At 45.3% G+C, this 12,944-nt stretch carries 10 protein-coding genes; 9 read left to right on the top strand and 1 reads right to left on the bottom strand.

The features are described 5' to 3' along the window. Window positions 1-28 precede the first annotated feature (28 nt). The 9 genes from LU279_RS01155 to ftsZ all read left to right on the top strand — a co-directional run bounded on the left by LU279_RS01155 (window position 29) and on the right by ftsZ (window position 12,230). Window positions 29-595: a hypothetical protein gene (locus LU279_RS01155; protein WP_274420188.1), complete on the top strand. Its 567-nt coding sequence runs from the start codon at window positions 29-31 to the stop codon at window positions 593-595. Window positions 596-606: 11 nt separating this feature from the next. After that, window positions 607-2,862, top strand: a complete 2,256-nt coding sequence (locus LU279_RS01160; protein WP_274420189.1) for a penicillin-binding transpeptidase domain-containing protein — start codon at window positions 607-609, stop codon at window positions 2,860-2,862. Between the two features lie 70 nt (window positions 2,863-2,932). Continuing rightward, window positions 2,933-4,684: a peptidoglycan D,D-transpeptidase FtsI family protein gene (locus tag LU279_RS01165; RefSeq protein WP_274420190.1), complete on the top strand. Its 1,752-nt coding sequence runs from the start codon at window positions 2,933-2,935 to the stop codon at window positions 4,682-4,684. Between the two features lie 115 nt (window positions 4,685-4,799). After that, complete coding sequence (gene mraY / locus LU279_RS01170; protein WP_274420191.1) at window positions 4,800-5,756, top strand: phospho-N-acetylmuramoyl-pentapeptide-transferase; 957 nt, start codon at window positions 4,800-4,802, stop codon at window positions 5,754-5,756. A gap of 19 nt (window positions 5,757-5,775) precedes the next feature. Then, window positions 5,776-7,131: a UDP-N-acetylmuramoyl-L-alanine--D-glutamate ligase gene (gene murD / locus LU279_RS01175; RefSeq protein WP_274420193.1), complete on the top strand. Its 1,356-nt coding sequence runs from the start codon at window positions 5,776-5,778 to the stop codon at window positions 7,129-7,131. A gap of 111 nt (window positions 7,132-7,242) precedes the next feature. Next, window positions 7,243-8,346, top strand: coding sequence for an FtsW/RodA/SpoVE family cell cycle protein (locus tag LU279_RS01180; protein ID WP_274420194.1), 1,104 nt, complete (start codon window positions 7,243-7,245; stop codon window positions 8,344-8,346). Between the two features lie 19 nt (window positions 8,347-8,365). After that, window positions 8,366-9,649: a UDP-N-acetylglucosamine 1-carboxyvinyltransferase gene (gene murA / locus LU279_RS01185; protein ID WP_274420195.1), complete on the top strand. Its 1,284-nt coding sequence runs from the start codon at window positions 8,366-8,368 to the stop codon at window positions 9,647-9,649. Further along, on the top strand, window positions 9,646-10,920 hold the full coding sequence (locus tag LU279_RS01190; protein WP_274420197.1) for a cell division protein FtsQ/DivIB: 1,275 nt from the start codon (window positions 9,646-9,648) through the stop codon (window positions 10,918-10,920). The genes murA and LU279_RS01190 overlap by 4 nt, the downstream gene beginning before the upstream one ends. A 149-nt stretch (window positions 10,921-11,069) precedes the next feature. After that, complete coding sequence (gene ftsZ / locus LU279_RS01195) at window positions 11,070-12,230, top strand: cell division protein FtsZ (protein ID WP_274420461.1); 1,161 nt, start codon at window positions 11,070-11,072, stop codon at window positions 12,228-12,230. A 120-nt stretch (window positions 12,231-12,350) separates the two neighbouring features. On the opposite strand, the gene LU279_RS01200 is transcribed toward ftsZ, so the two are convergent. Further along, the gene (locus tag LU279_RS01200) at window positions 12,351-12,674 is read right to left on the bottom strand and encodes a DUF1540 domain-containing protein (protein ID WP_274420200.1); all 324 of its coding nucleotides are present in this window, start codon (window positions 12,672-12,674) and stop codon (window positions 12,351-12,353) included. Window positions 12,675-12,944 lie beyond the last annotated feature (270 nt).

Below are 12,944 nucleotides of genomic sequence, written 5' to 3' on the forward strand. Positions count from 1 at the left end.
GAATGTTAAGGAAAGTTAGTGATAGAAAATGGACAGGACAAACAGAGCGGTGACGGCCAGAAGAAGCAGAGAAAATGTCAGAAACGCCCGGGGAATGTATGTGGATGGAAATACAGTAAGACGTCTGCAGGAAGTACCTGAAAGAAATATGCCGGCTGTACGGGGAAACCAGGACAGACGGCAGAGGAAGGTTACCAAAGCTTCTTCAGCAAAAACGGCGCGCCGTGCACGTGCAGTCAGCAGAGAAACAATGAGAAACCGTCAGAAAGCCATGAGTATGGGACGAGGATTTGTTTTTTTTCTGGCTGTGATCTCTGTGGCAGTTCTGTTTTGCTGTGTGAATTATCTGCAGCTCAGAGCGGATATTACAGGCCGGATCAAAAATGTGGCAGTGCTGGAATCAGAACTCAGTGAACTGAGGGAAGAGAATAATGCCTATGAAAGTCAGGTGAATTCCAGCGTGGATCTGAACAGGATCAAAAAAATAGCCATTGGACGGCTGGGAATGAATTATCCCAGAGAGGATCAGAAAAAAACATACAGTATGTCAAACAACAGCTATGTGAGACAGTATCAGGATGTACCTGACAAATAAGAGGTGAGAATTTGGGAAACGACAGGAGGACCAGAAGAAGGAAACCCCGACAAAAAATAAATCATCAGATGAAAGGAAAGCTGGCAGGACTGTTTGGAGCAGTGTTGCTGGCTTTAGTTTGTTTGTTGGGAAGAATTACCTATATTAATGCAACAAATGGTGACAAATATAAAAAGCAGGTGCTGACCCAGGCGCAGCAGAGATATGAGAATGATGTGCTTCCTGCCAGAAGGGGCAATATTTACGACAGAAACGGCAATATCCTGGCTACCAGCAACAAGGTTTATAATGTGATCCTTGACTGCAAAACTGTAAATTCCGATCCTGAGTACGTGGAACCTACCATTCGTACTTTGAAGGAAATTCTGGGAATTGATGAAGAAAAAGTCCGTTCTCTTCTTTCAGACAGCCGAACAAGCCAGAGCCAGTATCAGATTCTTCTGAAACAGCTTCCCATGGATAAGAAAAAGGAATTTGAAGCATATATCACTGTAGATGAGGACAGCCCTTTGTCTGCCACAGAAAAAGCAGAACGGGAAAACGTCAAGGGTGTATGGTTTGAAGAGGATTATCTGAGAAGCTATCCTTTTAAAAGCCTGGCCTGTGACACCATTGGTTTTACACTTGCCAGAGATGTGGCTGATGTAGGTATCGAAAGCTATTATAACAGTACGCTGATGGGAGCTGACGGCAGGCAGTATGGATATTTTAATAATGAATCAGATGTGGAACAGACTATTATTGAGCCTGTAGATGGAAAAAATATTGTTACCACGTTGGATGTAGGTGTACAGCAGATTGTAGAAAAGTATGTAAACGGCTTTAAGAAAAAAATGGGAGCCAAAAACATTGGTGTTGTTGTACAGAATCCCAATACGGGAGAAATCCTTGCCATGGATGCCGGGGACCGCTATGATCTCAATGACCCGCGAGATCTCTCCAGTCTTTATTCAAAGGAAGAGATCAAGGCTATGAATGATGAGGAAACCGTAACTGCTCTGAACGCCATGTGGAATAATTTCTGCGTAACAGATGCTTTTGAGCCGGGATCTGTTGTAAAGCCTATTGTTATGGCAGGCGCTCTTGAAAAAGGAAGTATATCCGAAAATGACAATTTTGTCTGCGATGGCGGACAGGTATTCGGAGCAAACAACGATACATTTATTAAATGCGCAGTTTATCCGGATGCTCATGGATCGGAGGATCTGATGCACGTGATCGCCAATTCCTGTAATGACGGAATGATGCAGATCGCAGAAAGGATGGGAGCGGAACAGTTCATTAAAGCGCAGAGTCTTTTTAACTTTGGAAGCAGAACAGGAATCGACCTTCCAAACGAAGGATCGGGAATTATCCATACCATGGATACCATGGGAGAAACTGAGCTTGCCTGCTCCGCATTTGGACAGGGATATACCTGTACGATGCTTCAGGAGATCAACGCTATGAGTTCTGTTATCAACGGAGGCTATTATTATCAGCCTCATCTTGTAAAAGAAATACAGGACAGCAGCGGAAGTACAGTAAAAACAGTAGAACCGATCCTGCTGAAACAGACAATTTCTTCTGAGCTTTCCGCAGATATCCGCTCTTATATGGAAGACAGTGTAATTGAGGGAACCAGCCGCCATTCCAAGGTGCAGGGATACAGTTCAGGCGGTAAAACAGGTACAGCGGAAAAATATCCCCGTGGGAACAAAAAGTATCTGGTTTCTTTTATTACCTTTGCCCCGGTAAAAGAACCCCAGGTAATCATATATGTGGTTATTGACGAGCCCAACGCAGAAGATCAGGCAGACAGTAAATATCCTCAGTATATTGCACAGGGAATTCTTTCCGAGCTGCTTCCGTATCTGAATATTGAGCCGGATGAAGCAGAAGACGGCGTTGTTCCTGAAACAGAACTTTGGGATGGCTTTAATGGTGTGCTGGAAGATGTTTCAGGCAGTGACGTGGATGAAGAAGGAAATATGGTAGATGCAGAGGGAAATCTGATCGATATGGAAGGAAACCGGGTAGACGAACAGGGCTACCTTCTTAATGAAAACGGAGAAAGAAAGCTGAACGACAACGGAGAGTATATCAAGTCAGAAAACCTTGAAAGCTTTTCCGGGGAAACACTTCCTGCTTCAGAAAGTGGAGAAGCAGTGGGAGATGCTGTTTCCAATCCGGCAGCCCCGGCGCCGCCGGAAAATTCGGAAGACCCTATTGTGGGAAATGATATGGAAAGTGACGGTCTGACAAACGAAGAGGCCGGACTGGAATAAAAGAAAGATAAAAACATACCCCGCAGAGATGAATCATATATTTTTGTGATAATCTCTGTGGGGCATTTTTATGAAAAAAAACATGACCTTTCACAAGAAAAAGGTTTGGGTTGTTTTTTTATGCTGCGGAGCAATGCTGCTGGGACTTCTGGGAAGGCTTGTATGGCTGATGGGATTCCGGTCTGATTATTATTATGAAAAAGCTGAAGATCTTCATGAAAGAGAAAGGGATATCAAGGCAGCCAGAGGAGAGATCCTGGATGCAAAAGGAAAAGTCCTTGCAGCAAATAAAACCGTGTGTACGGTTTCCGTGATCCACAGTCAGATCAAAGAGCCGGAAAAAGTGATACGGCTTCTGGTGTCAGAGCTGGATATGTCGGAGGAAGCTGTGCGGAAAAAAGTAGAAAAAAATTCATCCATAGAACGGATCCGCACCAATGTGGAGAAAGAAACAGGAGATGCCATTCGAAAGGCAGGGCTTGACGGGGTGAAGGTGGATGAAGATTATAAAAGATACTATCCCTATGATTCTCTGGCGTCCAAGGTTCTTGGGGTTACAGGAGGGGACAATCAGGGGATCATTGGACTGGAAGTAGAATATGATGAGATTTTGAAAGGAATTCCCGGAAAAATTCTTACCACCACAGATGCCAGAGGAGTTGAGATCAATGGTCTTGGAGAACGGAGAGCAGAACCGGTTAAGGGAAACACACTGAGACTGAGCCTTGATATCAGTATACAGGAGTTCGTGCAGCAGGCTGCTCTGAAAGTAATGGAGGAAAAACAGGCAGAACGGGTGTCTGTTCTTCTGATGAATCCGCAAAATGGTGAAATTTATGCCTGCGTCAATGTTCCGGAGTTTAATCTGAATGAACCGTTTGTCCTGAATAATGGACAGGATACTGCTTCCATGGATCAGAAAAAAGCTCAGGATCTTCTGAATCAGATGTGGAGAAATCCATGTCTTAATGATACGTATGAACCTGGTTCTACCTTTAAGATCATTACTATGGCAGCAGGGCTTCAGGAAGGAGTGGTGTCATTAAATGACAGATTTTACTGCCCGGGATATAAGCTGGTAGATGACAGAAGGATACACTGCGCCAACAGAAGAGGTCACGGTTCTCAGAATTTTGTGGAGGGAGCTCAGAATTCCTGCAACCCTGTATTTATTGAAGTGGGACTGCGCCTTGGAGTGGAAAAATATTATAAATATTTTCGACAGTTTGGTCTTATGAAACAGACCGGGATCGATCTTCCCGGAGAGGCGGGAACGATTATGCACAAAATGGAAAATATGGGAAATGTGGAACTGGCAACAGTTGCCTTTGGGCAGTCCTTTCAGATTACACCGGTGCAGCTTGCGACCACCGTAAGTTCCCTTATTAATGGTGGAAACAGGATTACTCCGCATTTTGGAGCGGCTGTCCAGAGTGCGGATGGAACTCAGATAAAAGAACTGGAATATCCGGTAGAAGCCGGGATCATATCCTCTGAAACATCAGAAACAGTGAGAAAAATACTGGAAACAGTTGTGTCTGAAGGCTCCGGAAAAAACGCTGCCATTGAAGGCTATTCCATTGGAGGAAAAACAGCCACTTCACAGACCCTTCCCCGAAGCGCAAACCGCTATATTTCTTCCTTTCTGGGATTTGCTCCGGCAGAGGAGCCAAAGGTTCTGGCTCTCTGTATCATCCATGATCCCCAGGGGATTTATTATGGAGGGACCATTGCCGCTCCTGTGGTGCGCAGTATTTTTGACAATGTACTCCCATATCTTGGAATAGAAAAAACAGGCTCCCCAAAAGCACAGGAAGAGTAACAGTATATTACTGTAAGGAACAGTGACAGCGTCGTTACTGAGGGTTGATAATTTCCCGGAAAAGCCTTATACTGGTTATGATGTAAAAAACGAAAGAATGATAAGAGGTGTGAAGATGAATTATCAAGTTGTAATACCGGTTCTGGTTTCTTTTGCGATCAGCCTGATTCTGGGACCTGTGATTATCCCGTTTCTCAGAAAACTGAAAATGGGACAGACAGAACGGGTGGAGGGCGTGCAGTCCCATCTGAAAAAGGCAGGAACTCCTACCATGGGAGGCATCATATTTCTGATCGCTGCAGTTGTAACGTCTTTGTTTTATGTAAAGGATTATCCGGCTGTCATTCCGATTCTGTTTCTGACTCTGGGATTTGGAATCATCGGATTTCTTGACGACTACCTGAAAGTTGTGCTGAAGCGCTCCGACGGTCTTCTTGCATGGCAGAAATTTCTGCTTCAGGTTGTAGTTACTGGTATTTTCGCATTTTATATCCTTAACTATACAGATATTTCTCTGACCATGAAAATTCCGTTCTGGCCGGAACATTATCTGAACCTTGGTGTTCTGGCAGTGCCCCTTTTGTTTATCGCGGTGATCGGTACGGTAAACGGCGTCAACTTTACAGACGGACTTGACGGTCTTGCATCCAGTGTGACACTGATCGTTGCAGTTTTCTTTACTGTGATGTCCATTGGAACAAAAAGCGGGATTGAGCCAATTACCTGTGCAGTGGTAGGCGGTCTGATGGGATTCCTTCTTTTTAATGTATATCCTGCCAGGATTTTTATGGGAGATACCGGATCTCTGGCCCTGGGCGGATTTGTGGCCGGAACAGCCTATGTGCTTCAGATGCCTTTATTCCTTTTGCTGGTGGGACTGATTTATTTTGTTGAGGTACTTTCTGTTATGATCCAGGTAACATACTTTAAAGCTACCCACGGAAAAAGAATCTTCAAAATGGCTCCTATCCATCATCATTTTGAACTTTGCGGCTGGTCGGAAACAAGGATTGTGGCAGTGTTCTCAGTGATAACCGCTGTGATGTGTCTGATCGCATTCCTGGCGCTTTAATTGAAGGAGGAAAACAGTGATGGACTTAAAAGGAAAACGGGTTCTGGTATTTGGTTCCGGAAAAAGCGGGATCGGAGCAGCGGAGCTTCTGGGACAGGTTGGAGCCTGCCCGGTTCTGTATGACGGAAACCCGGATCTGGACAAAGAAGCAGTATTACATAAGACAGCCAGCATAAAAGAAACGGATATCTATGCAGGCGAGCTTCCGGAAGAGGTACAGAAAAATCTTGATCTGGCAGTATTAAGTCCGGGAGTACCCACGGATCTTCCTCTGGTAAAAGGTTTTTATGAGCAGGGACTTCCGGTGTGGGGAGAGGTTGAGCTTGCTTTCCGCACAGGGAAAGGACGAGTTCTTGCGATCACTGGAACAAACGGCAAGACAACAACAACAGCCCTTCTGGGAAAAATTATGCAGGATGCCGAGGATTCTGTTTTTGTGGTTGGAAACATTGGAACCCCCTATACTTCCAAAGCTCTGGAAATGACAGAGGACTCTGTGACAGTGGCTGAGATTTCCAGCTTTCAGCTTGAGACGATTGAGAAGTTTGCCCCTCAGGTCAGCGCGATCCTGAACATTACGGAGGATCATCTGAACCGTCATCATACTATGGAAGAATATATCCGTGTGAAGGAACTGATCGTAAAAAATCAGAAGGCTGAGGATGTGTGTGTTCTGAACTATGAAGACCCGGTTCTCAGAGAATTTGGAAAAAATATTGTACCCCGGACCGTGTATTTTTCCAGCGAAAGAAGACTGGAAAAAGGAATTTTCCTGGAGGACGGACAGATCATTCTGAGAACAGAGGATCAGGAAATCTTCCTTGTAAAAACAGAAGATCTGAAACTTCTGGGTAAACACAATTTCGAAAACGTAATGGCAGCAGCAGCCATGGCTTATTACGCAGGCGTATCTGTTGAGAGTATCCGAAAAAGTATCTGCGAATTTACAGCAGTAGAACATCGGATCGAGTATGTGACAGAAAAGAACGGAGTTGTCTATTACAATGATTCCAAAGGAACCAATCCGGATGCTGCAATCAAGGGAATCCAGGCAATGAACCGTCCTACCTGGCTGATCGGAGGCGGTTATGACAAAGGATCCAGCTATGATGAATGGCTGAACAGCTTTGACGGCAAGGTAAGAAGTCTGGTTCTGATCGGACAGACAAAGGAAAATATCAGGGATGCTGCAGAAAGACTTGGAGTTTGCTCCTGTATTCTCTGCGAGGATCTTCAGGAGGCGGTAAAGATCTGTGCAGAAAAAGCGCAGCCGGGAGAGGCGGTTCTTCTTTCTCCTGCCTGTGCAAGCTGGGGACAGTTTGATAATTATGAGCAGCGCGGAGACTGCTTTAAGGAATATGTAAAAAATCTCTGATCTATATAAAATCTAAAAACAAAAATGACCGGAAGTACGCAGATGTACGAACCGGTCATTTTTTGTGAAAAATTTCATATTTATTAATAACACGGCAGCAGGGAGGCGCTTATGTCACAGCAGCCACAGAGAAAAAAAGGAACAGCCGATGCCCTTTTGTTGATTCTTGTGATTTTTCTTGCAGTATTTGGTCTGGTGTTTCTGTACAGCGCCAGTTCTTACAATGGGAGAGTCAGATTTCACGATTCCTTTTATTATTTCAAAAAACAGCTGTTTGCAACAGCCCTGGGACTGGCAGCCATGTATGTGGTATCAGAAACAGACTATCATTTCTGGGTTTCTCTTGCACCGGTAGTTTATCTGATGTCCCTTGCCCTGTCTACGGCTGTTCTTCTGGTGGGACAGGAGATCAATGGATCAAAAAGATGGCTGAGTCTGGGCCCGTTATCTTTTCAGCCTTCAGAATTTGCAAAAGTGGCAGTGATTCTTTTTCTTGCCTGGCAGATTGACAGAAGCCGTAAAAAAACATCCGGCATATGGTTTATGTGCCGTACCATGGCGACACTTCTCCCCATTGTGGGACTGGTGGGCTCCAACAATCTCAGTACGGCCATCATCATTCTGGGAATCGGAGTAATTCTTATTTTTGTATCCAGTCCGGGATATGTGCAGTTTGTTGGGATGGGAAGCGCAGGAGTTGCTTTTATAGCTGTTTTTCTGGCAGCAGAAAGCTATCGTCTGGAGCGCCTGGCTATCTGGAGAAATCCGGAAAAATACGAAAAAGGTTTTCAGACTATTCAGGGGCTGTATGCAATAGGAAGTGGCGGTCTGTTCGGACGGGGGCTGGGAAGCAGCCTTCAGAAGCTGGGATTTGTTCCGGAAGCGCAGAACGACATGATCTTTTCCATTATATGTGAAGAACTGGGGCTTGTGGGAGCCGGTATTCTGATTGTGATCTTTGCTCTGCTTTTGTGGAGGCTCTGTGTGATCGCCATGCACAGCAAAGATCTTCAGGGGGCCCTGATCAGCGCCGGGATCATGGGGCACATGGCGATTCAGGTAATCCTTAATATTTCTGTTGTTACAAATACGATCCCCAATACAGGAATCACCCTACCCTTTGTAAGCTATGGAGGAACCTCGGTGGTATTCCTTCTGGCAGAAATGGGGCTGGCTCTCAGTGTCAGCAGTCACAGAAAAGAAAAAACAGCATAGGATAAATGGAAGAGGGCTTTTGGGGTGTGACGGTTTGGATAAAATTCGCATTACAGGAGGAAAGCCGCTTCAGGGTACCATATCCATACAGGGATCAAAAAATTCTGCGCTGCCCATGATGGCAGCCTCTTTGCTTCACAGGGGAGTCAGCGTGCTGAGGGGATGTCCTGCCATTGCTGATGTGTATTGTATGGAGGATATTCTCAGATCCCTGGGTGCGCTTACCTGGTGGGAAAAAAATACTCTTTATCTTGACTGCAGCAGAGCAGACGGAACAGAGATCTCCGGAGACTGTACCGGAAAAATGCGGTCATCAGTGATTCTTCTGGGAGCGCTTCTGGCAAGAAACAAAAAAGGCTCCATGGGTTATCCGGGAGGCTGTGTAATAGGAAAGCGTCCGGTTGACCAGCATTTGTATGTACTGCGCTGTCTGGGAGCCAGTGTGGAGGAAAAAGAAAACAGCCTGGAAGCTGAGGCCGGGTGTCTGAAAGGCGCAGAGATTGTTTTTGGAAAAACCAGTGTGGGCGCCACAGAGCAGGGGATTCTGGCTGCTGTTCTGGCAGAGGGACATACAATTTTCAGAAACTGTGCCAGAGAGCCGGAAATTGTGTGGCTCTGCAGATATCTTCGCAGTATGGGGGCAGAAATCCAGGGAGAAGGGACCGGCTGTATCCAGATTACAGGCGTGAAGGAGCTGAAAGCCGGAAATATGCAGATTCCTCCTGACCGTATTGTGGCCGGAACTTATTTGTGTGCAGCTGCGGCAACAAGAGGAAAGATCGTGATCGCCAATCCGCCGGAGGGAGAGCTGGATGCATTTCTTGAAGTGTATGGGAAAATGGGTGGACAATATAACCGGAACAGTGGTAAACTAATAGCTGACGGAAGCGGAACGGCATTTCCCGTACCATTTCTGGAAACAGACACGTATCCGGGTTTTTCCACAGATCTTCAGTCTCCTCTCATGGCAGTACTGACAACCATTCCGGGGAAAAGCTGCATACGTGAAAATATTTTTGAAAACCGGTTCAGGATTGTAGAGGAACTGAATAAAATGGGAGCCTCTGTTTTTGTTTCAGGCAGAGAGGCGGTCATCCAGGGTGGAAACCGGCTCAGAGGCTGTACTGTGAGAGCCAGAGAGCTGCGGGGAGGAGCGGCGCTGGTTGTGGCAGCCCTTGCGGCGCAGGGGGAAACTGTTATCGAGGGATGTTCCTTTATTTACCGGGGATATGAGCATATTTGTAAGGATCTGGCGTCTTTGGGCGCGCAGATAGAAGAGGATACAGGAACTGCATTTTTATGAGAACATCAAAATACAGAAAAAAACTGAACATATCGGATAAGCATAAAAAATTAATACTTGGGGGGATTGGCGCCTGCCTTCTGGCTGGTGTGCTTTTTTTCTTTCTTTATTTTAAGGTGGAAAATGTGGAGATCATGGGGAGCGGTCATTACACAGAAAAAGAGATAAAGGCCATGGTCCTTCGGGGACCAATGGCAGAAAATTCCATTCTTGCTCCGATCCTTTACACCACAGAGGATACAGGGGATATTCCTTTTGTGGAAGGCTTTAGGGTTACGCGGTCAAACAGAAACACCATTGTGGTCAGCGTGAAAGAAAAAAAGGCAGTAGGCTGCATTCCCTATCTGGACAGCTATGTGTATTTTGACCGGAACGGCGTGTTTATTGAAAGTGAGAAAACACAGGATAAAAGAGTACCTTTTTTTGACGGGATTTCCGTAAAACGGGTAGTAAAGGGAGAGAAGCTTCCCATAAAAGAAACTGTTCTGAATACAGCGGTTGCCCTTTCTACGATTTTTGCCAAAAATGACAGTCTGCCGGACCACATTCAGTTTGACGAAAACTATGAGATCAGCCTTCTTTATGGGGATATCATAGTAAATCTGGGCAAAGATGTGAATCTTGAGGATAAAATGACCCGGGTGATCGCAATTCTTCCTCAGCTTGCAGGACAGAAGGGAATCCTTCATGCAGAGAATGTTACCAATTATGTAAAGACCATTACGTTTGAGGCAGAGATAGAGGAAGTAACAGCAGAGAACTGGACCGGAGGCTATGACGAAAACGGTGAATATACCGGGGACGGCGAGTACGATGAAAGCGGAAAGCATGTAGGTCCGAAGCCTATGACTGCTCTTGACTATGCTCTTGAAAAATGGGTCGGCGGCTATGATGAGGAAGGTGATTATACCGGAGAGGGCGAGTATGATGCCAACTGGAATTATGTTGGTCCTGCCCCCACACAGGAAACCATAGACGCAATGGGAGACTGGACAGGCGGCTATAACGAAGAAGGCGGATTTACCGGAACCGGAGAGTATGACCGGGAAGGAAACTATGTAGGTCCTATGCCGAAAAACACAGAAGAATCAGACAGCGAAAGTCAGGACGAAAGCTCAGAGGACAGTTCTTATGAGTCAGAAGACGGGTATTCGGATCCGGAGTACCAGGACGGATACAGCGAAGAGTCCGGCGAGTATACAGATGGTTCAGAGGAAACAGGAGCCTACGATGAAAGCGGGGAAGACCCTTATTCCGGCGATGGATATTAAGTTGTAAATGACGAAAATACATGAAAAAAGTATAAAAAAACAAAAATAGTAGTTGATTAATTTTAGAAAAAAATATATGATATACTATATGCAGGTAGATTACGATAAATATCGGGGAAATAAAAGGAGGAAGTACATTGTTAGAGATTATGTCAAATGAAGCTGAGTCCTCTGCCAAGATTATAGTCATTGGTGTGGGCGGAGCTGGAAATAATGCTGTAAACAGAATGGTGGAAGAGACCATCGGAGGAGTTGAGTTTGTAGGTGTCAACACTGACAAACAGGCATTAACCCTCTGTAAAGCTCCAACAGTACTTCAGATTGGTGAAAAGATAACGAAAGGTCTTGGTGCTGGAGCACAGCCGGAAGTTGGTCAGAAGGCCGCTGAGGAAAGTATAGAAGAAGTAAAACAGTTAATAGAAGGCGCTGATATGGTATTTGTTACCTGTGGTATGGGCGGCGGCACCGGAACAGGTGCGGCACCGGTGATCGCAGCAGCAGCCAAGGAAATGGGAATCCTTACTGTTGGCGTTGTAACAAAGCCATTCCGTTTTGAAGCAAAGACACGTATGAACAATGCTCTTGCAGGGATCGAGAATCTGAAAAAAGCAGTGGACACACTGATCGTTATTCCGAATGACAAGCTTCTCGAGATCGTTGACCGCCGGACAACCATGCCGGAGGCACTCCGCAAGGCTGATGAAGTTCTTCAGCAGGCGGTTCAGGGAATCACCGATTTGATCAATCTGCCGGCACTGATCAACCTTGACTTTGCAGATGTTCAGACTGTTATGACAGATAAGGGTATCGCTCATATCGGTATTGGAGAAGCAAGAGGAGACGACAAGGCTATGGAAGCTGTTCAGCAGGCTGTATCCTCCCCGCTTCTTGAGACAACCATTAAAGGCGCAACTCATGTAATCATTAATATTTCAGGTGATATTTCTCTTATGGATGCAAATGATGCTGCAAGCTATGTACAGGAGCTTACAGGAGAGGAAGCAAATATCATCTTCGGTGCAATGTATGATGATTCTGTTGCAGATTATGCAAGAATTACAGTTATCGCTACAGGACTTACTGATGCAGCTCCCAAGGCTGGCTCTTCCTTTGGCGGAAGAAGTAATGCATCTTCACCGTTTTCTGTAAGAAAACCGGCTGCACAGACAGGCGCAGCAAATCAGGCTGGCGGTATCAATATGCCGAGCTTTTCTCTTCCAAACATGAATTCATCTTATGGTACCAAGGTACCTACAAGTACAGTTCAGAAAAAGGATATCCAGATTCCGGATTTCCTGAAAAACAGATAAAACTGAAAAGACTGCAAAAGGACATTGCTTTGTGGGCAATGTCCTTTTTTCAGGTGCGCATTATAAACTACTGTTACGACACTTATTGTATGCTGTGTACCTTTTGCTTCGGAAAAACTGTCAGCATTTACATGCAAAGGTTTTGCATTTTGTTTCTTTTTCTGTGCTGGCGTTCTGACCGTTGATGTCAATGGCAGCAGCAGTACATTTGCAGTGCTCATTGTAGGTGCATTCATGGGCTTTGCAGTCAATTTTGATTTTTTCGCAGCCACAGGATTCTTTTACGCTGTTTGTTACTGAGGCACTGTTGCGGTCGCGGAAGCTGCCGCAGCTTGTTTCGTCAGAAACGCGGGCATCAGGTCCCATAACCTCGATCTCGCCGCGGGAGCACAGCTGATCTTTGTTATAAATACAGGTTACTGCATTGCAGTTGAGAATTGTCATGGTTGTGTCCTCCTTAAATAAATCATTGCCTTATGTAATATTTCCGTATTTTCAGATTTTATTCTGAAGATCAGCAGGACAGAAGCTATCATAAAAGCCTGAGATATTATGAGAGAGAAAAGCCTGTATTCTTTTTTAGATTTTTTCAGGGCAGTGATGAGAAAAAAGCATGAGAAAATTAGCATTAAAAGTTCTTGACTTTCCGGGAAACTCATGCTATCCTATTACAGTACGTGAAGAAAACAAAGCAGAGTTCACTCTCACCTTAGC

The sequence above is a fragment of the Blautia sp. XA-2221 genome, from assembly GCF_028767025.1.
Lineage (GTDB): Bacteria > Bacillota > Clostridia > Lachnospirales > Lachnospiraceae > Blautia_A.